This is a genomic window from Micromonospora sp. NPDC048905, assembly GCF_040649655.1.
Taxonomy (GTDB): Bacteria; Actinomycetota; Actinomycetes; order Mycobacteriales; family Micromonosporaceae; genus Micromonospora.
In genome coordinates, this window is the sequence record NZ_JBEZFV010000009.1 from 239,845 (window position 1) to 259,837 (window position 19,993).

The following is a 19,993-nucleotide window of genomic DNA, read 5'->3' on the forward strand; positions in this document are numbered from 1 at the left end:
ATCGGCGTGTTTCGGTTCACCCTCGGCAACCCGGCCCGGCTCTGGCGCGTCAGTAGGAGACGATGGGGCAGCGACCACGACTGTGAGGGAATCATGCGAGCTAGCCAGGATCAGCTGATCAGGCACCGTGGGCGACGTCGCGTGTTCGCGGCGGGTTTCCTCGCCGTGGCGTTGGCCTTCACCGCCGCCTGCACCAGCGGCGACGGCGGTAAGCCGTCCTCGTGGCACGGCGGCGGCGAGAGCCCGCCACCGAAGGCCGCGGCGACGATCAGCGAGCCTGCGGCCGACGCCAAGGACGTGCCGGCCTCGACCGGCATCACCTTCACCACGAAGGACGCCATGCAGACCGCCGTCGAGCTCAAGGACGCGGCCGGCAAGACGGTCGAGGGCGCAGTCGCCGCGGATGGCAAGACGTGGCAGCCGGCCGGCGCCCTCGCGTACGGCACGAGCTACACGGCGACCGTGACCGCCACCGGCGACGATGGCCGTCCGGCCACCGCGACCAACACCTTCACCACCATGGCCAAGCCCGCCAATCAGGTACGCGTGAGCAGCTTCCTCGGCGACAACCAGGTGGTCGGGGTCGCCATGCCGCTGATCGTGAAGTTCAGCCGGGCCGTCCCGGAGGACTACCGCGACGACGTGCAGCGCCGGATGACGGTGACCTCGACGCCGTCCCAGGAGGGCGTCTGGCACTGGGTCAGCCCCACCGAGGTCCGGTACCGGCCGAAGGAGTTCTGGAAGGCCAACAGCAAGGTCTCCTACCGGGTGCAGGCCGGCGGCCTGCCGATGGGTGAGGGCTGGTACGGCCGCTCCGACCTCGCGGTGGACGTCAAGATCGGCCCGTCGCTGATCATGACAGTGGACAACAAGAACAAGCGGATGACGGTGACCCGCGACGGCGCCGTGATCAAGACCATCCCGGTGAGCCTGGGCAAGAAGAGCACCCCGTCGTCGAGCGGCACCATGGTCGTCATCGAGAAGCTGCGCAAGACGGTCTTCGACACGATGGAGGAACTCGGCCCGGAGGAGGGTTACCGCACCAACATCGACTTCGCGCAGCGTCTCACCTGGGGCGGGGAGTTCATCCACGCGGCACCCTGGTCCGAGGGGCAGCAGGGCAGCGTGAACGTCTCGCACGGCTGCGTGAACGTGTCGATGGCCAACGGAAACTGGCTGTTCAGCAACACGCGGGTCGGCGACCCGATCACGGTCAAGGGCACCGAGCGCAAGCTGCAGAACGGCAACGGCTGGACCGACTGGAACATGAGCTGGGACGAGTACGTCAAGGGCAGCGCCGTCCCGTACGAGCCGCCGGCCGACCCGGCCACCACCCCGGCCCCGGACGGCGCGGTCACCCCGTCACCGACGCCGACCGCCTGACCTGAGCGACCGGAAGCCCCCTCTGCGGAGGGGGCTTTCGCGTGGTCCCCATCTCGCCCCTACAACGACTCAGGCCCCCTCCGAAGAGGGGGCCTGAGCAGCACAACCAACTGGGTGACTGATGGGAATTGAACCCACGACAACCGGGACCACAACCCGGTGCTCTGCCAACTGAGCTACAGCCACCATGCCGCCGTCGCCCGGTCGATCGCCCCGGGCGGGGTGCGGACCAATAATAGCCGCACCGCAGCCGGCCCCGTCCAGCGGGTATCCGGGGCCGCCCGCGCGTGGGTCAGAGTTCGGCGGCGATCGCCTTGGCGGTCTCGACGTCCGGGCCCGGCAGCGGGACGAAGAGCGTCCGCCGGTAGTACTCCAACTCCCGGATGCTCTCCCGGACGTCGGCCAGCGCCCGGTGCGCGAGGCCCTTCTGCGGCTGGCCGAAGTACACGCGCGGGTACCAGCGCCGACACAGCTCCTTGATCGACGAGACGTCGATCATCCGGTAGTGCAGGTGGGCGTCGAGGCGGGGCATGTCGCGGGCGATGAAGCCCCGGTCGGTGGCGATCGAGTTGCCGCACAACGGAGCCGTCCGCGGATCTTTGACGAAGGTGCGGACGTAGTCCAGGACCAGGTCCTCCGCCTCGGTGAGGGTGACCGCCGAACGGCGGACCTCCTCGGTGAGACCGGACTTGGCGTGCATCGTCTGGACGATCTCCGGCATCCCCTCCAGCGCCACCTCGTCGGCGTGGATCACCACGTCGACCCCGTCACCCAGCACGTTGAGATCGGGATCGGTGACCAGTGCCGCAACCTCGATCAGTTTGTCCCTGCCAAGGTCCAGCCCGGTCATCTCACAGTCGATCCAGACAAGGAGATCAGCCACCGGCACAGCCTACGCGCAGCCCACGCCCCGCGGCTGCGCGCTCTCGGCGGACCAGACCGCTAGGGTTTCGGGGTGCCAGCCGATCCCGTAGCACCGCCCGCCGTCACGGACGACGATCCCGGCGGCCGTACGGTCCGTCGCCTGGTCACGGTGGTGGCCCTCATCGCCGTGCTGCCAGCGCTCTACCTGCCGGGCCTGAACCACAAATTCCTCGACCTCAAGATCTACATGTCGGCGGTCGACTGGTGGCGTGTCGGCCACCCGCTCTACGACTACGTCCAACCCGACCGGGTGCAGGGCGAGTTGTACTTCACCTACCCACCCTTCAGCGCGTTGCTGCTGTGGCCGTTCGGCCTGTTGCGGCTCGGTGCCACCGTGGCGATCTTCACGGTGCTCACCGTGCTGGCCGTGGTGTTGACCACCCGCTGGCTGATGATGCCGGTCATCGCCCGGCACGACCTGCCCCGGGCGTTCACGCTGACCGTGGCCGTGCTGCTGGTGCTGGCCGTGGAGAGCACCCGCGAGACGATCACCTTCGGGCAGATCAACATGCTGCTGGTCGTGCTGATCCTGGCCGACCTGCTGTTCGCCGTACCGCAGGCACGGCGTTGGGCCGGGGTCGGCGTGGGGCTGGCGACGGCGCTCAAGCTCTTTCCCGGCATCTTCATCGTGTACCTGCTGGCCACCCGACGGTGGCGGGCCGCCGCGGTGGCGAGCGCTACCGCCGCGGCGGCGACCCTGCTCGCGGCGGCGATCGCTCCGGGTGACTCGTGGCGGTTCTGGACCCAGGAGCTGTGGGACAACGACCGGGTGGGACGCACCGACTACGTCGGCAACCAGTCGCTGTTCGGCCTGCTCAGCCGGTTCACCGCACCGGAGAAGCCGGACCGGCTGCTCTGGCTGCTGGTGGTCGCCGTGGTCGCCGCCTACGGCCTGTGGCGGGCCGCCCGCGCGGCGCGCGCCGGTGACCTGGTGACGGGCCTGACGTTGACCGGGTTGGTGGGTTCGCTGGTCAGCCCGATCACCTGGACCCACCACATCTACTGGTTCGTGCCGGCGGTGGTGCTGCTCGCGGACGCGGCGTTGAGTGCCGACCGCCCGGACGAGGCACGCAGGCGTCGGTGGTTGGCGGGGTTCGCGCTGGTCACCACCGCCGTGATCGTCTACGGCGTGGTGACGTTCCAGGAATGGGGCGCGGGAGCGGTCCGTACGCACGACCCGGCGGATTTCGTGTTGCAGAACACCTATGTGCTGCTCAGCCTGCTGTTGCTGGCGACCCTGCCGGTGCGCCTGCGCCGCGTCCGACCCGCCGACCAACCGCAACCCCAGGAAAAATCGCACCAACTGGACAGATCTACCTAGTAGCCGCCACTAGCGCTAATCTGGGCTCATCTACCTCAAGCGCCGCTCGGGTAGCACCGATCCCCCGGTGAGGGTGGCCCTCCGCGTCGGCAGCGCGGAGGGCCACCCGCCGTTTCGTCGACCGCCACCGGCCGGGTCGTGGCCTTCGCACCCGAACCGACCATGGTGAGCTGCCGCACGGCCGGAAACGGCGCGGCCGGCGCGGGATCCCGGGCACCGAGCCCACTCAGCGAGGTGACCCCGAGCCGGCCGGCGAGCACCGGAACCTGATCCGGCTCCACCACGAAGATGACCTCGCGTGGGCGCAACGGTCGCAGCAGGAGCAGCAGGGCGCACGCCACCAGCAGGACGCCGGCGGCCAGCAGACTCCAGGTGGCCGGGCCGGTCCACCCCGCCCGCACCTCGACGCGCAGGTCCAGTGCCAGGTCGGCGGCACCGTCGGGGCGCATCAGCACCAGACTCATGGGCTCTTCGGCCAGGTCGTCCGCGCTCCACTCCAGCGAGCCGACGCCCTGGCGTACCCAGGACGGCCGATCCGGCGGGCCGACCGGTACGACGGCGGCCGGATCGACCGGACCGCCCGCAGCGGGACCGGCCGGGTCCAGCCGAACCGGCAGCGGACCCTGGGCCAGCGCCACCCGACGGACCACGGCGTGCGGCACCGGCGCCAGCCAGCCACGCACCTCGGCGGTGGGGGCGAGCCCCACGAAGGTCGGGCCGCCCGAGGTGTTGGCGTCCAGGCGCAGCCGGGTCTCCCCGGTACGCGCGAACGGCGCCTCCTGGCGCAGCAGGCGGTCGAGGTCGGTGACCACGACCGCGTGACCGGGCGTGCGGAGCGTCTCGAAGCGGGCGGCGAAGGACCCGTCGGGGTCGGCGTGTCGCGTCACCAACCACAACGCGCCACCGGCGAACAGCGCCGGAATCCCCATGGCCACCAGCAGCACACCGACGATTGCCCGCACGACACGCATTCGCACCGTCTCCCTCCGTAGCCAGATACCCGGCCGACCTTACCGACGCGGGCGCGGTGATCAGGGAATATCCACTGCACCGCACGGTCCGACCGCGGAAAGCGCGCTGGCCCGCCGGAGGGTTCCGGCGGGCCAGCGGGTGGGACGGGGGTCAGGACTTGGCGACCGGCTCCCGACGGCTCCGGGAGAACGCCAGCCCGCCCAGCACCAGACCGGCCAGCCCGGCGACGAGACCGGCCACACCGAGGCCGACCGCGAGCCCGTTGCCGTCGTCGTCATCGTCGTCGTCGGGCGACGACGCGGCGGCGGCGCTCGGCGTGGGCGCACCCGCGGGTGCCGCGGCGGCGGCCAGGGTGAGCACCGGCGCCGGGTGCTCCGGCTCCTCGGCACCCGGCGCCGGCGGGTCGATCCAGCGCGAGATCTCGCCGTCCGAGTAGGTCTGGAGGACCTTGAAGACCATCGAGTCGACCTTCGGCAGCGGCCCCATCGAGACGGGGAACTCCTGGAACTGGCCGGGCTTCACCGCCGCGTCGCCGGTGGCCGTCCAAGTGATCTTGGAAATCGCCTCGGTGAGCTGGCTGCCGTGCACCTCGATCGGCGGGTCCACCTTGCGCTTCTCCGTCGCGACCGTCCAGCCGGGCACCGGCATGGTCGACACCGAGCCGACCGGAGCGTTCTCCGGCAGGGTCACCTCGATCTTGTTGGTCGAGGCGGTGTCGCTCTCGTTGGGCACCCGGAACGCCACCCGGGCGTACCCGCCCTGGACCGCCTCCTTCGGGTTGACCGTGACGTGCGCGGACGCCGGTCCGGCGACGCCGAGCACAGCGGTGGCGGCGGCGGTGAACGCCAGGGCGGCAGCGGCGGTTGCGGTACGCCGGAATCGGGTCATGGGTTTCGCGGACCTCTCTAACGGATCGGCACGGTGGCGGTCACCGTGGCCTGGTCGATGTCTGTCGTTCGGGCAGTGATCTTGATTTGCCAGTCACCGGAAGCCGGCAGGCTGATGTCGCCGTAGGCGTGGTTGTCCGTCAACGGCAGCAGCGGGACGTCGATCGGTTCGATCCCGGCCGAGGGCAGCGCGGCGGTCGCCTTCCACTCCACCACCGGCAGCGGCTGGTTGTTCTTGTCGTAGGCGTACAGGTGCACCGAGTTGTTTCCCCGCTGGGCCGGGCTCACCTCGATCTGCATGTCGTAGAGCGAGCTGGACAGCTTGGTGCTGAAGAGGCCGGCCTCCGTGCTGGACGGCCCGGCCACGGCGGTGCGGGCGGGCGTGGTCTGCACGAGCGTGGCGGACAGGCTCAGCACCACCACGGTGACGGCCAACTCCACCCAGACCGCACGGCGGACCGGCGCCGGGCGCTGCGCGGCGATGCGCCGACGCACCAACTGCCGGGAGTACGCGGCCACGGCGATCACCACCGCGAACAGCGCGATCTTGGTGAGCAGCAGCTGCCCGTACGTGGTGTCGAACAGCGCCTGCAGGGTGGCCACCTCGATCAGCGCCTGAACGGTGCCGGCGAGCAGCAGCGCCGAGACGGCGAGCGCCGCCCACCGCGACCAGATGGGCAGGATCGCGCCCAGCTCCCGCTCGTCGGCCTGGCGCAGCAGGAACGCGGCGAGCATCAGCAGACCACCCAGCCAGACCGCCATGCTGCCCAGGTGGACCGCGTCGACGACCACGGAGACGGCCGGCGCCGGGGAGGCCGCCGGGTGCCCGGCCAGCGGCCAGGTCAGCAGGGCGGCGCCGCCGAGCACGGCCAGGATGATCGCGTCGGCGCGGCCGACCGGCCGGGTCAGCAGCGGCCGGAGCAGGAAGACGGAGGCCGCCAGCAGGCCGAGTCGGACCAGGTGGGCGGTGCCGAAGGTGCTGCCGAACACACTGCCGAACCCCTCGCCGGTCACGTCGAAGAGGCCACCGCCGGCCGTGTAGGGCACCTGCAACCACAGGTCGGCGAGGGTGGCGACGGCCACCAGGCCGAGGCCGGTCCAGGCCAGCCGCGCCGGCCCCCGCCGGGAGAGCCGTCGCGGCCACAGCGCGGCGAGCACCAGCGCCGGCCCGACCAGCAGCACCAGACCGGTGTAGCCGAGGAAACGAGCCACCTTCACCGCCGTACCCACGACCGGGTTGGCGCGGCTGTCCGTGCCGGAGTCGACGGGTGGTGTCGAGGGCGCGCCGACCGAGTAGGTGAACGCCCCGGACACCGGGTGACTGTCGGCGGAGATCACCCGGAAGCTGAGCAGGTAGGTGCCGCGCCCGCCGGCCGGGTCCACCGGGATGCGCACCTCGCCGCCGTCGAAGGACGGCTCACCCCGGTCGGCGCGGGACCCGTCCGGCGCGATGACCCTGATCTTGCCGGGAACCTTGCGGACCGACTCACTGAACCGGAGGACCACCTCGGACGGCGCGCTCGGCACGACCGAGGAGGCGGCCGGGCTGGTGCTCTCCAGCACCGCGTGGGCGCTGGCCGGGGTGGCTGGCGCGATCAACAGGGCGACGACGGTGACCAGCAGGCCGGCGGCGGCAGCCAGCCGGGTGATCCAGCGGCGGGGGGCGACAGTCATGCCAGCCATGGTCGCCGACCGGTGTGGATCTCGGCGAGCCGAGTCGGGCAAAGGGCTCAACTCTGCTCAGCCGCCCGTGCCGCGCGGGAGGGATCGCGTGTCATGCGGAGGTAGTCGGCTCCGGTGGGGGAAAAGTTCCCGACGTGGTGCAGACCATCCAGGAACCGAAGGACCGTGACGCCGCCTCGGGCGCCGCGTAACCTGGTTTGTCGTGATCCCCGTCCCGCGTGACACCGGTGCCGCCGGTCCGGCAGAGCCGGCCGGTGCCGTCGCCCGGGACCCGGCGACCGAGTGGGCGCTCAGCGCGCGCGACGGTGACCCGAGCGCCCAGGCGGCGTTCGTCCGGCTGACCCAGACCGAGGTCTGGCGGTTCGCCGCCGCCCTGGTCGACCCGGACAGCGCCGACGACCTGACTCAGGAGACCTACCTGCGGGCGTTTCGGGCGCTGCCCGCGTTCGAGGGCCGTTCCAGCGTCCGCACCTGGCTGCTCGGCATCGCCCGTCGGGCCTGCGCCGACCACCTGCGCACGGTGATCCGCCGCCGCCGACTCGACGAGCGGCTGGCCGCGAACGCGTACACCGACCGCCCGCACCCGGACCCGGCCGGCCAGTTCGGCGCGGCGGACCTGGTCCGCCGGCTCAGCGCCGAGCGGCGCGCCGCGTTCGTGCTCACCCAGTTGCTCGGCCTGTCGTACGCCGAGGCGGCCGCCGTCGAAGGGGTGCCGGTGGGCACCATCCGATCCCGGGTCGCCCGGGCCCGCGACGAACTGGTCGAGGCGGTCGGCGACGCCCTGACCGGCTGAGCGGGGAACTTCCGGCGCAGACGGGACGACACAATGAGCGTGACTGCACCCTCCCCCCCGGTCGGCCGTTGGCCGGTCGTCCGGCCCTGGCTCGCCACGGCGGCACGGCTCGGCCTCGCCGCCGTCTGGCTCGTCGCCGGCGCGTCGAAGGTCGGTGACCTCGCCGCCTCCGGGCGAGCCGTCAACGCGTACCAGGTGCTGCCGTACGACCTGGCGACCGTGGTCGGCGCGGCCCTGCCCTTCGTCGAGTTGGCGCTGGGCGTGCTGTTGCTGCTCGGGCTGGCCACCCGGCTCGTCGCCGGGGTGTCGGCCGCGCTGCTGGTGGTCTTCATCGCGGGGATCGCCTCGGCCTGGGCACGTGGGCTGGCCATCGACTGCGGCTGCTTCGGCAGCGGCGGGCAGTTGGGCGAGGGGCAGGCACCCAGTTACCTCCCGGAGATCCTGCGGGACCTGGGATTCTTGGTACTGGCCGGATTTCTGCTGGTCTGGCCGCGTACGCCGGTATCGGTGGACGGGTGGTTGTCCGGCGAACCCGCTGTGGAGGACGAGGATGAGTAGTCGCAAGGGAAAGCGGGACGCCGCCCGGGTGGTCCGCGAGCAACTCGCCCGCGAGCGACGGCGTCGCCGCACGGTCTGGGTGTCCGCCGCGGCGGTCGTCGTCCTGGTCATCGCCGGTGTCGTCGGCTGGACCGTCTGGACCAACCAGCGTTCCGACTCCTTCACCACCCCACCCGGCGCGAACGCGGCCGGCACCGGCATCGTCACCGGTGGCGGACCGGTCACCGTCGACGTCTACGAGGACTTCCTCTGCCCGGTCTGCAAGCAGTTCGAGCAGGCCACCGGGGCGACGCTCGAGCAGTTGGTGGCCGACAACAAGGCGAAGGTGGTCTACCACCCGGTGGCGTTCCTCAATCGCTTCTCCACCACCGACTACTCCACCCGGTCCTCGGCCGCCTCCGGCTGCGCCGCGGCGGGAGGCAAGTTCCGGGAGTACGCCAAGGCGCTCTTCGACAGGCAGCCGCCGGAGGGCAGCGCCGGCCTCCCCGACGACCAGCTCATCGACATCGGCACCGGCGTGGGCCTCGATCGGGGCTCGTTCGGCGGCTGCGTCAAGGACAAGACGTACAAGACGTGGACCGACCACGTCACCGACGAGGCCAGCCGGAGCGACGTCACCGGCACGCCGACGGTCATGGTCAACGGTCAGCCGCTCACCAACCCCACCCCGGACAGCCTCACCGCGGCCGTGGCGGCGGCCGGCAAGTGATCCGTACCCTGCTGGCTCGCGTCGGCCTGGTCGCCACCGCCGCCGGCGTGGCGACCCTGCTCACCGCGGCGCCCGCCGCCGCGCACGGCGCGGACGCCCCCGACGGCACCGACTACCGCACCCGGACCACCGGGGTCACACCGCAGCGGCCAGGGCTGGAGGTACGCGTCGTCGAGGCGGGCGCCCGACTGGAGTTGACCAACGACACCGGCCGGGCCGTCGAGGTCGTCGGCTACTCCGGTGAGCCGTACCTGCGGATCACCCCGGACGGGGTCTTCGAGAACAGCCGCTCCCCCGCCACCTACCTGAACCGCACCATCGCCGGGGACACCGCGCTCCCGGCCGACGCCGACCCGGCCGCCCCGCCGACCTGGCGGCGGGTCGCCGACGGGACCACCGTGCGCTGGCACGACCAACGCGCACTGTGGCAGGAGTCGGCACCACCGGCGGCGGTACGCGCGGCACCGGACCGCGAGCACCGGGTCCGGGACTGGACGATCCCCCTGCGGGACGGCGCTGACCAGGTGACGATCGGCGGGACGGTGGACTGGGTGCCGCCACCGGACGCGTACACCTGGTGGGCGGTGACGATCGTCGGCCTGCTCGCGGTGGGCGCGCTCGGCCTGCTCGCCGCCGCCTCGCCCGCCGGTGCCCGCGCGTTGTCCGCGGTGGGCACGTTGCTGGTCGTGGGCGGCGTGGTGGCCGTCGTGTACCCGGTGGGGCGGGAACTGGACGCGGGCGCCCAGGGTGTGGGCGGGGTGACGCTCGGGCTGCTGTCCGGGCAGATCTGGTCGCTGCTCACCGGCCTCGGCGCGATCGCCGCCGGCTGCTACGCGCTGGCCCGCCGCCCGGCCGCCGACTTCGCGGTGGCGCTGGCCGGGGCCTGCCTGGCGCTCTTCGCCGGCGCGGCGAACGCCGCCGTGTTCGCCCGATCCATCGCCCCGGTGCCCTGGCCACCCGAGATCGCCCGGGTCATGGTCGCGCTGGTGTTGATCACCGGCACCGGGGCGACAGCCGCAGGCGTCCTCCGCCTCCACGCGGCCGCCAAAACCCCAACCCCAGCCCACACCTGACCCACCGCCCCCGCCCGCCGGCCCGCCGGCCCGCCAGCCCGCCGGCCCGTGTTGATCATGGGGCGGGGTGGGGGTTACCGGGGTGGGGCGAAGCCGTAGGGAAGTTCGAGGCGGTGGCGGGCCAGCAGGGCCGAGTCGGCCAGCAGGTCCAGGGTGGGGGCGTCGGCGACGATCCGGCCACCGTCCAGGATCACTGAGCGGTCGCACAACTCCGCCGCGTACGGCAGGTCGTGCGTGACCATCAGCAGGGTCACCGGCAGGTCGCGCAGGATCTCGGCCAGCTCACGGCGGGCCGCCGGGTCCAGGTTCGACGACGGCTCGTCGAGCACCAGGATCTCCGGGTGCATGGCGAGCACGGTCGCCACCGCCACCCGGCGGCGCTGCCCGAAGGAAAGATGCTGCGGGGACCGGTCGCGATGCGCGCCCATCCCCACCGCGGCGAGCGCCTCGTCCACCCGGGCGGCCAACTCCGCCCCGCGCAGACCCAGGTTCGCCGGCCCGAACGCCACGTCCTCGGCCACCGTGGGCAGGAACAACTGGTCGTCCGGGTCCTGGAAGACGATGCCCACCCGGCGACGCACCTCGGCCAGGGTGGCCCGGTCCGGCGTGACCGTCAGCCCACCGACGCTCACGCTGCCCTCGGTCGGGACGAGGATCCCGTTGAGATGCAGCACCAGCGTGGTCTTGCCGGCGCCGTTGGGCCCGAGCAGCGCCACCCGGTCGCCGCGCGGGACGCTCAGGTCCACGCCGTGCAGGGCGACGTGCCCATCCGGGTACGCGTACCGAACGCCACGAACGTCAAGCGAGACAGCGGTCTGCACGACACCGATCATGACAGCACGACGGCGGTGGCGGCGATGGAGGCGGCCAACACCGGCACTGTCGACGCGACGAGCCACTGACCGATGCTCGCGGCACCGTCGCCCTGCCACACGGCGGGCATCCGCCCGGTGTAACCACGCGACAGCATCGCCAGATAGACCCGCTCGCCGCGCTCGAAGGCGCGCAGGAACAACGCCCCGATCCCGGCGGCGAAGCCGCGCAGCTGCCACAGGAAACGCGGGTCGTCGCCCCGGGAGATCCGGGCCACCCGCATCCGCCGCGCCTCGCCGACCAGCACGTCGAGGTAGCGCAGCATGAACGTGGCGATCTGGGTGAGCACCTGCGGGCAACGCAGCCGGTCCAACCCCACGATCAGGTCCCGGGTGGTGGTGGTCGCGGCGAGCAGCAGCGAGGCGAGCACGCCCAGGGTGCCCTTGGCCAGGATGTTCCACGCGCCGTGCAGTCCGTCCTCGGACAGCCGCAGGCCCAGCACCTCGACCCGTTCGCCGGTGCCGAGGAACGGCAGCGCCACGGCGAACAGCACGAACGGCAGCTCGATCAGCGCCCGGCTGAGCAGCCACCGCGGCCCCACCCGGGCCAGCGCCGCGACCGCGACCACCAGCAGGGCGTACGCGCCGAAGGCCCAGAACGCCGTGCGTGGGGTGGCCACCACGGCGATCGTGAAGACCACCATCGCCACGATCTTTACTTCGGGCGGGAGCCGGTGCACCGGCGAGTCCGACTCGCGGTACAGCACATGCCCGTGACCGGCACCCATCCTGCGTACTCCTGCTCAGTTCGCCGCGTCGGCGCGGCGCCGGACGGGTGTCGTCGTGTCGGCGCCGTCGGTCGGCGTCGTGCCGTCGGCCGGTGTCGTGCCGTCGGTCGGCGTCGTGCCCCGACGGCGCAGCAGCCAGAAACCGCCAGCGCCGATCGCGAACGTGACGAGTACCCCGAGCACCCCGGAGAGCCCGGTGGAGACGAAGCTGTTCGACACGCCGCGCACCCCGTAGTCGGCGAGCGGGCTGTCCGCGAACTCGTGGTCCCGGGCCTGCTGAGCTGGGCAACTGCCGCCGACGATGTTGTCGTCGGCGTCGACCGTGCAGCCCTTGAGCAGGGACGAGTCCAGCCCGTCCGGGTGGGACGAGGCGTAGTTGCTCACCACCCCGGCGAGCAGGAGCGCGACCAGCAGGCCACCGGCCAGGAACACCCACGAGCGATTCTTCATCGAACACCTCCGACGACCGGGACAGCGGGGGCGGCGGGCGCGCGCAGCGAGCGCAGCGCGTACACCAGGTCGGGTCGCACCTTCGCGACGGTGAGCACGGTGGTCGCGGTGATCAGGCCCTCGCCGATGCCGATCAGCAGGTGCACGCCGGCCATCGTGCCGGCCAGACCGGTCAGGTTGCTTCCCAGGTCGGTGGTGCCGCCCAGCCAGTACTGCAGGACGAAGCCCTGCGACGCGACCACCACGCTGAGCGTGGCGGCGACGAACGCGGTCACGGCCAGGCCGGCCCGCGTACGGGGCAGCACCCGCAGCAGCACCGCGATCAGCACGTACGCCGCCGCGGTGCCGAGCAGCGCCATGTTCGTGATGTTGAGGCCGAGCATCGCCACTCCGCCGTCACCGAAGACCAGCGCCTGCACCACCAGGACCACGGACACGCAGAGCGCGCCGACCCACGGGCCGACAAGCATGGCGGCGAGCGCGCCGCCGAGCAGGTGGCCGCTCACGCCGGCCGTGAAGATCGGGAAGTTGAGCATCTGGACGGCGAAGATGAACGCGGCCACCAGGCCCGCCATCGGGGCCAGCCGGTCGTCCAGGTCGCGCCGGCCGCGCAGGACACAGACGGTGAGCGCGGCAAGAGCGAGCGCGGCGAAGATCGCTGCGACCGGACCGTCGATGATCCCGTTCGAGATGTGCATCGCCAGTGTTTCCACGCGACCTCCCAGACGTTCAGCGGACCCGACCGGGCCAGCGAGCGTCAGCCTATTTCCCATCACTCGTTGTTGCCAGACTCTGGCAACAACGCGAGGTGTTGATCACCTTGCGATCGCCCGAACTCGGCGGCGGTCGCGCGGGTGATCGACTCGCCTTCCCTGATGTCGGGGCATCCCCGAACCGCGGATGCCCCGGTTTCCTGAACGACGAGTTGACCTACAGCCAGCGGCGCCGACCGGGGCGCGTCGCCGGCGACGGCACCCGCCCGGTCGGCGGTATCGTCGGGCCATGACCACGCCCGACCGTCTCTCCCCCGGTGATCCCGCGCCCGAGTTCACCCTCGCCACCGACACCGGTGACCAGCTCTCCCTCGCCGACCTGCGCGGTCGCAAGGTGGTCCTGTACGCCTACCCGGCCGCGATGACCCCCGGCTGCACCAAGCAGGCGTGCGACTTCCGCGACTCGCTCGCCTCGCTCCAGGCCGCCGGCTACGAGGTCGTCGGCATCTCCCCGGACAAGCCGGAGAAGCTGGCGAAGTTCCGCGAGCGCGACGCGATCACCTTCCCACTGGTGTCCGACCCGGACCGGACGGTGCTGATCGCCTACGGCGCGTACGGCGAGAAGCAGCTGTACGGCAAGACCGTCACCGGAGTGATCCGCTCGACGTTCGTGATCGACGCCGACGGCAAGATCGAGCGAGCGCTCTACAACGTCAAGGCCACCGGACACGTCGCCAAGCTCCGCCGCGACCTCGGCCTGGACTGAGTCGGTGAGCCCTGGACCGAGTCGGTGAGCCACCACCCGGCCTCGGCCATCCGCAGACAAGGCCGGGCTCGACACCGTCGAAGCCGGACGCTCTAGACTCAGCGGGTTGGCGGGAGTGGCGTAACGGCAGCCGCGATAGGTTTAGGTCCTATTGTCCGAAAGGGCGTAGGGGTTCGAATCCCCTCTCCCGCACAAACGAGCACCACGCACCCCTCGGGATTGTCGGGCGTGTCACTGTCGAGGGTCACGGGCCTGGTCGGCGGGTCAGGATGGCCGGCGTGAGTCTGCGCTTCGTCCTCGACCCCGACCTGACCCCACGCCTGCGCGCCGACATCGTCGCGCTCTGGACGGACGTCAGCAACGCCGGTGGCGCGGTCGGCTTCGTTCCGCCGGTGACCGCCGCCGACGTGCACGTGCTCGCCGACCCGACCTTCGCCGGCATCGCCGACGGACCGGACCGCCTGCTTGTCGGATACTCCGGCGATCGGCTGGCGGGCCTGCTGGTCTTCTCCGACAACCGCTTCCCGCTCAAGGCGCACTGGTGCGTGTTGAAGCGGGTGATGGTCCACCCGGACGCCCAGGGCACCGGTTACGGCTCGGCGCTGATGGCCGAGGCCGCCCGTATCGGCAGGCGACTCGGCCACGAGGCGCTGCACGTGACGGTCCGCGACGGGTTGGGGTTGGACAGGTTCTACGGCCGCCTCGGCTACCGGGAGATCGGCCGGTTGCCGGCCGCGTTGCGGGTGGCGCCCGAGGATGACCGGGACGAGATCCTGATGTGGCTCGACCTGCCGCCGACTGACTGAGCGGTCAGCCCGCGCACCAGCGGGCGTTCGTCTCGGCCGGCTGGGTGCTCGGCGTGCTGGTGGCCGGCGCGCTCGCCTTCGCCACCTCGACCGGGCGGCTGGTCGGCGTCGGCGTACCTGCGATGGGTCGCTTGCCGGGTGGCCGGGCCGACGCGGACGGGCGGGGAGTGGCCGCGACGCCGCCGCGCCCGTACATCCGGACCGCGCTGTTCTGCACCTGGCCGGGTGCCATCCGGATGCCGCTGACGGTGGCACGGTTGCCGTACACGTCGCTGACCCGGATGGTGAACGGGCCGGCTCCGGCGCCGGAGGCGATCAGCCAGTAGTTGTAGTCCTGCCGGGCGGCTGGGCGCCACGGGCCGCTGGCACCCTGGCGGACCTCGACGGATCGCAGCGGGTTGCCGTGGTTGCCGACCCGGACGGCGAACCAGAACTGCGACGCGCCCTCCTTGATCCGGAAGGTGAGCGGGCCGGGCAGCGGTGGGTTGACCACCGCGCGGTAGGTGACCGGGACGAGGCCCTGGACCGGCTCGGCGATCCGGGCGAACGCCTCGCGGGACAGGTCGAGATGCCCGGGTGCGCACTCCGGGCACTGGTCCATGATCAGCACTCGGACGGTGCCCTTCGGGCCGGTCACGTCGAGGAAACCTCCGCAGGCGGCGCCCGCGGAGTATTCGGTCGGGCCGAGTGCGACGTAGAGCTTGTTGGCCGGGGCGGCGGGGTTCGAGCAGTTGCCGCCGGCGCCGTTCGAGTCGTAGAAGGTGGCCTTGCCACTGTGCGTGGTGGTGCCGGTGGGCGGCGCTGCGGCGAGGGTCCGGCCGGCGGCGCAGGCCGGGGCGGAGCCGGACCGCAGGGTCAGGGTGAGCCCCATTGCCGCTGCGACGACTGTGACGCCGGCGGCGACCAGCCAGGGCGTCGAGCGGGACGCCGACGCGGGACGCTGCTGGGGGGCATGGTCCAGGTCGATGTCGACAACGCTTACGTCCGTCACGACGGCGATGCTGCCGGAACGGGACGTGGGCGGACAAGCCGGCTAAGCCAAAGCTAAGACAGCGGTGACGGACGGTGACCGGCGCGTACCGCGTACCGCGTGCCGGGACGGTCGACCCTGGTCAGGGGACGATGACGAGCGGTGCACCCACCGCCAGGTGACCGGTGTCGAGCGGCACCAGGTGCAGTCCGAAAAGGACCTTCTGCCTGATGGTGCGGTGTCGTGCGAGGGTACGCAGCGGTTCCTTCGTGCGTACCCCGGCCTCCTGGTCGGTCGTGGTCACCACGCAGCGCTCGCACGGCCCGGCGGCGCGGAACCGCAGGTCACCGATGCGCAGCGACCGGCCGACCCAGTCGTCCTCGGTCCAGGCCGACGCCCCGTCGAGCACCAGGTTGGGCCGGAACCGGTTCATCGGCACCGGTTCCTCCCCCACCTCGGCCAGCCAGCCGTTGAGGGCGTCGAGGGAGGCGGTGTTCGCCAGCAGCAGCGGGTAGGCGTCGGCGAAGCTGACCTGGTCACCGGTGTCGTGTTCGCGGTCCCCGGCGGCCAGGTGGCGGGTCGGCTGACCCAGCCAGACCAGCCGGACCGGTCGGCCGAGCAGCGCGCCGAGCCAGTCGTCAGCCGCTCGACCGGCCGACAGGGCCGGGACGGGGAGCTTGCGGTTGCGGAAGGTCCGCACCGCGACCGGTCCGCCGCCGGCGGGCTCGGGCACGTCGAGGTCGGGCTGCCCGTCGGCGCGCAGCGACAGGCCCCCGGGGCGCACGGTGGCGCGCAGGCCGACCAGCCGGGTGGTCTCGCGCTGGGTGACGCCGACGCCGTCGGCGTCCACGACCATCCAGCGCCGGTCGCCGGCCAGGCCCCACGGCTGCACGAACGCGCCGTCGTGGTCGAGCCGGTGACAACCCTTGACGGGGTACGTGTGGATCGATGTCAACCGCACCCGGCCACCATGCCATGCCGATTCCGTCGCTGGATACCGATGGTTGACGGGCTCTCCCGGGCTCACCGCGACGATCGTCGGAAACGATTCGGTCGGGACGTGGAGCCCGACGACCCGGACGGGGGTACATCCCTGTAACCGGGAATCAGTAGCATCGCGGCATGCAGTATCGCCAAGAGTACGCGGAGCCCGAGACCCAGTTCATCGCGGCGCAGCAACCACCGGAGCCGACCAAGAAGGCGCGGTCGAGGCGTCCCCGGTGGCAGAAGGTCGCTTTGATCACGTTCGTGGTCCTGGCCTTGCTCGGCGGTGGCGGGATGATCGCCGGCGGTTTGTACTTCCGTTCGATCAACTCCGGCATCGAGCGCGTCGACGCCTTCGAGGGTGTGCCGGAGGCCGATCGCCCGCAGGTGGGTGAGAACGCCAAGGGCGCCATGAACATCATGATCCTCGGCAGCGACTCCCGCGACCCGAACAGCGAGTCCGGCTCCCGCACCGACACGATCATCGTGGCCCACCTTCCAAAGGACCGGTCCAGCGCCCAGCTCATCTCGATCCCCCGGGACACCTGGGTAAGCGTGCCGAAGTCCTCGAGCGGCCGGGGCGGCCGGGACGCGAAGATCAATGCGTCGTTCGCGTGGGGTGGCGTGCCGCTGCTGGTGCAGACGGTGGAGAAGTTCACGGGCGTGCGGATCGACCACGTGACGATCGTCGACTTCAGCGGCTTCAAGGAGATCGTGGACGCGCTCGGCGGCATCAACGTGGACGTGGAGAAGGGCTTCACCACGCTGTACGCGCTCAACGGCAGCCGGACGTTCAACGCCGGGCGGCAGAAGATGGACGGGGCGGCCGCGCTGGACTACGCGCGCGAACGGCACGCGTTCGCCGACGGCGACTTCGCCCGAATCCGGCACCAGCAGCAGGTGATCAAGGCGATCCTGGACAAGGCGGCGTCCGGCGGCACTCTCGCCAACCCGGCCAAGCTCAACTCCTTCATCAAGGCGACGGCGGACGCGGTCGCCGTGGACAAGAAGTTGAACCTGGTCGACCTCGGGTCCGAGATGCGCGATCTGCGCAGCGGCAACCTGACGTTCCTCACCTGCCCGGTGAAGGGCACCGGCATGATGGGCACCGAGAGCGTGGTGCTCGCCGACAAGGAAAAGGCCGCGAAGGTCTTCGATGCGGTCCGTAACGACAACGTTCCGGGAATCCTCGCCGCCGCAAAGTAGGAGGCGGAACTGACTTGGCGGCTATGGTGGCACGACCGGGTCGATCGTAGAGTTCGGTCGCCCTTCTGGTCGGGATGCATGACCGAGGGCTTTCACGGGGAGGTCCACAAGTGTCAGGCCATCCGGCGACCAGCCATTCGTCCACGCCGTCAGTCGGCGGGGACGACCTCGACATGCCGGGCGACGGGGCTCGCCTCTACGGAGGCGCCCCACCCGTGCCCCAGGCGAGGGAGGCCCAGGCCCCGGCCAGGGTCGAGGTGCCCGGCCTGGGGACCACCGCCGTCCTGCCGTACGCGAGGTCCCGCACCTCGTCGCGCACCCGGTGGCTGCGGGCATGGATGATGAACGCGCCCGTCGACGCGGTCGCGCTCATCGCCCCGCTGCTGCTGACGCAGAGCTACTGGCGCGGGACGATGGCCAACGCCGCCCTGACCATCACCCTGTTCGCGGCCGGCGGCCTCTACCGGCCGCGCCGTCACGTGAGCATCCTCGACGAGTTGCCGAGCCTCTGCGGGCGGCTGCTGGCCGCCGCCTCGGTGGTGGCCATCATCGCGGCCGAGCGCCACGCCTCGGTGACGTACGTCGGCGGGTTCATGCGCGGCGTCGCGGTGTCGGCGTTGCTGGTGATCCTCGGACGTGCGGCCAGCAGGTCGTTCACGGTCCTGTCCCGCAAGCGTCGGTGGGCGGAGCACAACGCGCTCGTCGTCGGCGGCGGGCCGATCGGCCTGGAGATCGCCCGGTTGCTGCGCCGCTACCCGCAGTACGGCCTGCGGTTCGTCGGCTGCGTCGACGCTCCGTCCCGCCAGGACAACGCGGCGCTTCCGTTGAGCGGGACGATGGCGGACCTCGAGCACCTCGTCCGGCTGACGGAGTGCGAGGTCCTGATCATCGCAGACCCGGACTGCGACGAGACGACGCTCATGGAAACCCTGCTGCGGCCCCGCAGCTCGCGCTGTGATCTCTGGGCCGTGCCGCGCCTGTGGGGCTCGCGCTCCCACAGCGGCTACCCCGACCACATCGGCGCGTTCCCGATCGTCAAGATCGGCGACATCACGCTGAGCGGCCCGCGGTGGGCCATCAAGCGGGCCTCCGACATCCTGGTCGCCGGCATCGCGCTCCTGCTGTTGAGCCCGGTGCTGCTGCTCTGCGCCCTCGCCACACTCATCGATGGTGGCCCCGGGATCTTCTTCTACCAGGAGCGGATCGGCCGGTACGGCAAGCCGTTCAACGTCATCAAGTTCCGGTCGATGCGTCCCGTGAACGAGCAGGAGTCCCAGACCAACTGGTCCATCGCGCACGACAACCGGGTCAGCCCGATCGGCCGGTTCATGCGCCGGACCTCGCTGGACGAGCTGCCCCAGCTGTGGAACATCCTGCGCGGCGACATGAGCGTCGTCGGGCCGCGGCCGGAGCGGCCGTACTTCGTGGAGAAGTTCTCGGCCGAATACCCGAACTACGCGGCACGTCACCGCGCACCCGTCGGACTCACCGGGCTTGCCCAGGTCAGCGGCCTGCGGGGCGACACCCCGATCTCCGACCGGGCCCGGTTCGACAACTACTACATCGAGAACTGGTCGCTGTGGTTGGACGTCAAGGTGGTCCTCCGTACCGTCTCGGAGGTCTTCCGCGCCGGCGGTCGGTGACCTGACGCACAACGCCGCGGGTGGTGGCGCCGACGAGGTTCGCATCGTCGGCTGCCACCACCCGCGGCATTTGTCAGCTCATGCGGTGGGTGTGGTCTTGAGGGGTTCCCACCAGGTGCGGTTGTCGCGGTACCAGGTGACGGTGTCGGCGAGGCCCTGGTCGAGGGTGATGCTGGGGGTGTAGCCGAGTTCCTGGTGGATCTTGGTGATGTCGAGGGAGTAGCGGCGGTCGTGGCCCTTGCGGTCGGTGACGGGGACGACGCGGTCCCAGCCGGTGTCGCAGGCGTCGAGGAGCCGGCCGGTGAGTTCCTTGTTGGTCAGTTCGGTGCCGCCGCCGATGTTGTAGACCTCGCCGGCGCGGCCCTTCTGCTGGACCAGGGCGATGCCGCGGCAGTGGTCGTGCACGTGCAGCCAGTCGCGGATGTTGCCGCCGTCGCCGTAGAGGGGGACGGTGGCACCGTCGAGGAGGTTGGTGACGAACAGGGGGATGACTTTTTCGGGGAACTGGTAGGGGCCGTAGTTGTTGGAGCAGCGGGTGACGACGACGTCCAT

General features: G+C 71.4%; 20 protein-coding genes, 2 tRNA genes and 1 pseudogene. 11 read left to right on the forward strand and 12 right to left on the reverse strand.

Annotation, left to right across the window (positions count from 1 at the left end):
- Positions 1-93 precede the first annotated feature (93 nt).
- Complete coding sequence (locus tag AB0C01_RS24395; protein ID WP_357250862.1) at positions 94-1,383, forward strand: Ig-like domain-containing protein; 1,290 nt, start codon at positions 94-96, stop codon at positions 1,381-1,383.
- Between the two features lie 113 nt (positions 1,384-1,496).
- Here the strand turns inward: AB0C01_RS24395 and AB0C01_RS24400 are convergent.
- Positions 1,497-1,569, reverse strand: a tRNA-His gene (locus tag AB0C01_RS24400).
- Positions 1,570-1,675: 106 nt separating this feature from the next.
- Entirely contained in the window at positions 1,676-2,272 is a 597-nt protein-coding gene (orn, locus tag AB0C01_RS24405; protein WP_357250865.1) for an oligoribonuclease, read from the reverse strand.
- A 66-nt stretch (positions 2,273-2,338) separates the two neighbouring features.
- Here orn and AB0C01_RS24410 point away from each other — a divergent pair, with 66 nt between their 5' ends.
- Complete coding sequence (locus AB0C01_RS24410) at positions 2,339-3,628, forward strand: glycosyltransferase family 87 protein (protein WP_357250868.1); 1,290 nt, start codon at positions 2,339-2,341, stop codon at positions 3,626-3,628.
- On the opposite strand, the pseudogene AB0C01_RS24415 reads toward AB0C01_RS24410, so the two are convergent.
- From AB0C01_RS24415 to AB0C01_RS24425, 3 genes and pseudogenes are all read right to left on the reverse strand, one after another.
- Positions 3,621-4,059: pseudogene (locus AB0C01_RS24415) on the reverse strand (hypothetical protein); the annotation flags it as partial. The gene AB0C01_RS24410 and the pseudogene AB0C01_RS24415 sit on opposite strands and share 8 nt — an antisense overlap.
- Positions 4,060-4,750: 691 nt before the next feature.
- Positions 4,751-5,488, reverse strand: a complete 738-nt coding sequence (locus AB0C01_RS24420; protein ID WP_357572195.1) for a YcnI family protein — start codon at positions 5,486-5,488, stop codon at positions 4,751-4,753.
- Between the two features lie 17 nt (positions 5,489-5,505).
- Positions 5,506-7,170, reverse strand: coding sequence for a copper resistance protein CopC (locus tag AB0C01_RS24425; RefSeq protein WP_357250874.1), 1,665 nt, complete (start codon positions 7,168-7,170; stop codon positions 5,506-5,508).
- Positions 7,171-7,372: 202 nt separating this feature from the next.
- On the opposite strand from AB0C01_RS24425, the gene AB0C01_RS24430 reads away from it, so the two are divergent.
- Genes AB0C01_RS24430 through AB0C01_RS24445 form a run of 4 tightly spaced genes read left to right on the forward strand, consistent with a single transcriptional unit; the run spans position 7,373 to position 10,303 of the window.
- Entirely contained in the window at positions 7,373-7,963 is a 591-nt protein-coding gene (locus AB0C01_RS24430) for a sigma-70 family RNA polymerase sigma factor (RefSeq protein WP_357250876.1), read from the forward strand.
- Between the two features lie 33 nt (positions 7,964-7,996).
- Complete coding sequence (locus AB0C01_RS24435) at positions 7,997-8,521, forward strand: MauE/DoxX family redox-associated membrane protein (RefSeq protein ID WP_357250879.1); 525 nt, start codon at positions 7,997-7,999, stop codon at positions 8,519-8,521.
- Entirely contained in the window at positions 8,514-9,230 is a 717-nt protein-coding gene (locus AB0C01_RS24440) for a thioredoxin domain-containing protein (protein WP_357250882.1), read from the forward strand. Before AB0C01_RS24435 ends, AB0C01_RS24440 begins: the two co-directional genes overlap by 8 nt.
- Positions 9,227-10,303: a hypothetical protein gene (locus AB0C01_RS24445; RefSeq protein WP_357250885.1), complete on the forward strand. Its 1,077-nt coding sequence runs from the start codon at positions 9,227-9,229 to the stop codon at positions 10,301-10,303. The genes AB0C01_RS24440 and AB0C01_RS24445 overlap by 4 nt, the downstream gene beginning before the upstream one ends.
- Positions 10,304-10,377: 74 nt before the next feature.
- Here the strand turns inward: AB0C01_RS24445 and AB0C01_RS24450 are convergent, their stop codons facing one another.
- The 4 genes from AB0C01_RS24450 to AB0C01_RS24465 are packed head-to-tail and all read right to left on the reverse strand — an operon-like array spanning position 10,378 to position 13,066.
- Positions 10,378-11,136: an ABC transporter ATP-binding protein gene (locus AB0C01_RS24450; protein ID WP_357572196.1), complete on the reverse strand. Its 759-nt coding sequence runs from the start codon at positions 11,134-11,136 to the stop codon at positions 10,378-10,380.
- Entirely contained in the window at positions 11,133-11,903 is a 771-nt protein-coding gene (gene cbiQ, locus AB0C01_RS24455; protein WP_357250891.1) for a cobalt ECF transporter T component CbiQ, read from the reverse strand. The genes AB0C01_RS24450 and cbiQ overlap by 4 nt, the downstream gene beginning before the upstream one ends.
- Positions 11,904-11,918: 15 nt before the next feature.
- Positions 11,919-12,353, reverse strand: coding sequence for a PDGLE domain-containing protein (locus AB0C01_RS24460; protein WP_357572197.1), 435 nt, complete (start codon positions 12,351-12,353; stop codon positions 11,919-11,921).
- The gene (locus tag AB0C01_RS24465) at positions 12,350-13,066 is read right to left on the reverse strand and encodes an energy-coupling factor ABC transporter permease (RefSeq protein ID WP_357250896.1); all 717 of its coding nucleotides are present in this window, start codon (positions 13,064-13,066) and stop codon (positions 12,350-12,352) included. The genes AB0C01_RS24460 and AB0C01_RS24465 overlap by 4 nt, the downstream gene beginning before the upstream one ends.
- Positions 13,067-13,355: 289 nt before the next feature.
- On the opposite strand from AB0C01_RS24465, the gene bcp reads away from it, so the two are divergent.
- The 3 genes from bcp (at position 13,356) to AB0C01_RS24480 (ending at position 14,638) form a co-directional block, all read left to right on the forward strand.
- Positions 13,356-13,832 carry a thioredoxin-dependent thiol peroxidase gene (gene bcp, locus AB0C01_RS24470; protein WP_357250899.1) on the forward strand — a complete coding sequence of 159 codons (477 nt, stop codon included), beginning with the start codon at positions 13,356-13,358 and terminating at the stop codon, positions 13,830-13,832.
- A 109-nt stretch (positions 13,833-13,941) separates the two neighbouring features.
- A tRNA-Leu gene (locus AB0C01_RS24475) sits at positions 13,942-14,024 on the forward strand.
- An 86-nt stretch (positions 14,025-14,110) separates the two neighbouring features.
- The gene (locus tag AB0C01_RS24480; RefSeq protein ID WP_357250902.1) at positions 14,111-14,638 is read left to right on the forward strand and encodes a GNAT family N-acetyltransferase; all 528 of its coding nucleotides are present in this window, start codon (positions 14,111-14,113) and stop codon (positions 14,636-14,638) included.
- A gap of 4 nt (positions 14,639-14,642) precedes the next feature.
- Here the strand turns inward: AB0C01_RS24480 and AB0C01_RS24485 are convergent, their stop codons facing one another.
- Together AB0C01_RS24485 and AB0C01_RS24490 are read right to left on the reverse strand one after the other, a co-directional pair.
- Complete coding sequence (locus AB0C01_RS24485; protein WP_357572198.1) at positions 14,643-15,629, reverse strand: expansin EXLX1 family cellulose-binding protein; 987 nt, start codon at positions 15,627-15,629, stop codon at positions 14,643-14,645.
- Positions 15,630-15,750: 121 nt separating this feature from the next.
- Complete coding sequence (locus AB0C01_RS24490; protein WP_357250908.1) at positions 15,751-16,569, reverse strand: MOSC N-terminal beta barrel domain-containing protein; 819 nt, start codon at positions 16,567-16,569, stop codon at positions 15,751-15,753.
- 161 nt (positions 16,570-16,730) lie between these two features.
- Between AB0C01_RS24490 and AB0C01_RS24495 the strand changes: the two genes are divergently transcribed.
- Together AB0C01_RS24495 and AB0C01_RS24500 are read left to right on the forward strand one after the other, a co-directional pair.
- Entirely contained in the window at positions 16,731-17,798 is a 1,068-nt protein-coding gene (locus AB0C01_RS24495; RefSeq protein WP_357250910.1) for an LCP family protein, read from the forward strand.
- 173 nt (positions 17,799-17,971) lie between these two features.
- Positions 17,972-19,441 carry a sugar transferase gene (locus AB0C01_RS24500; RefSeq protein WP_357250913.1) on the forward strand — a complete coding sequence of 490 codons (1,470 nt, stop codon included), beginning with the start codon at positions 17,972-17,974 and terminating at the stop codon, positions 19,439-19,441.
- A gap of 78 nt (positions 19,442-19,519) precedes the next feature.
- On the opposite strand, the gene AB0C01_RS24505 is transcribed toward AB0C01_RS24500, so the two are convergent.
- Positions 19,520-19,993, reverse strand: a 474-nt coding sequence (locus tag AB0C01_RS24505; protein ID WP_357572199.1) for a GDP-mannose 4,6-dehydratase, incomplete at its 5' end; no start/stop codon positions are given.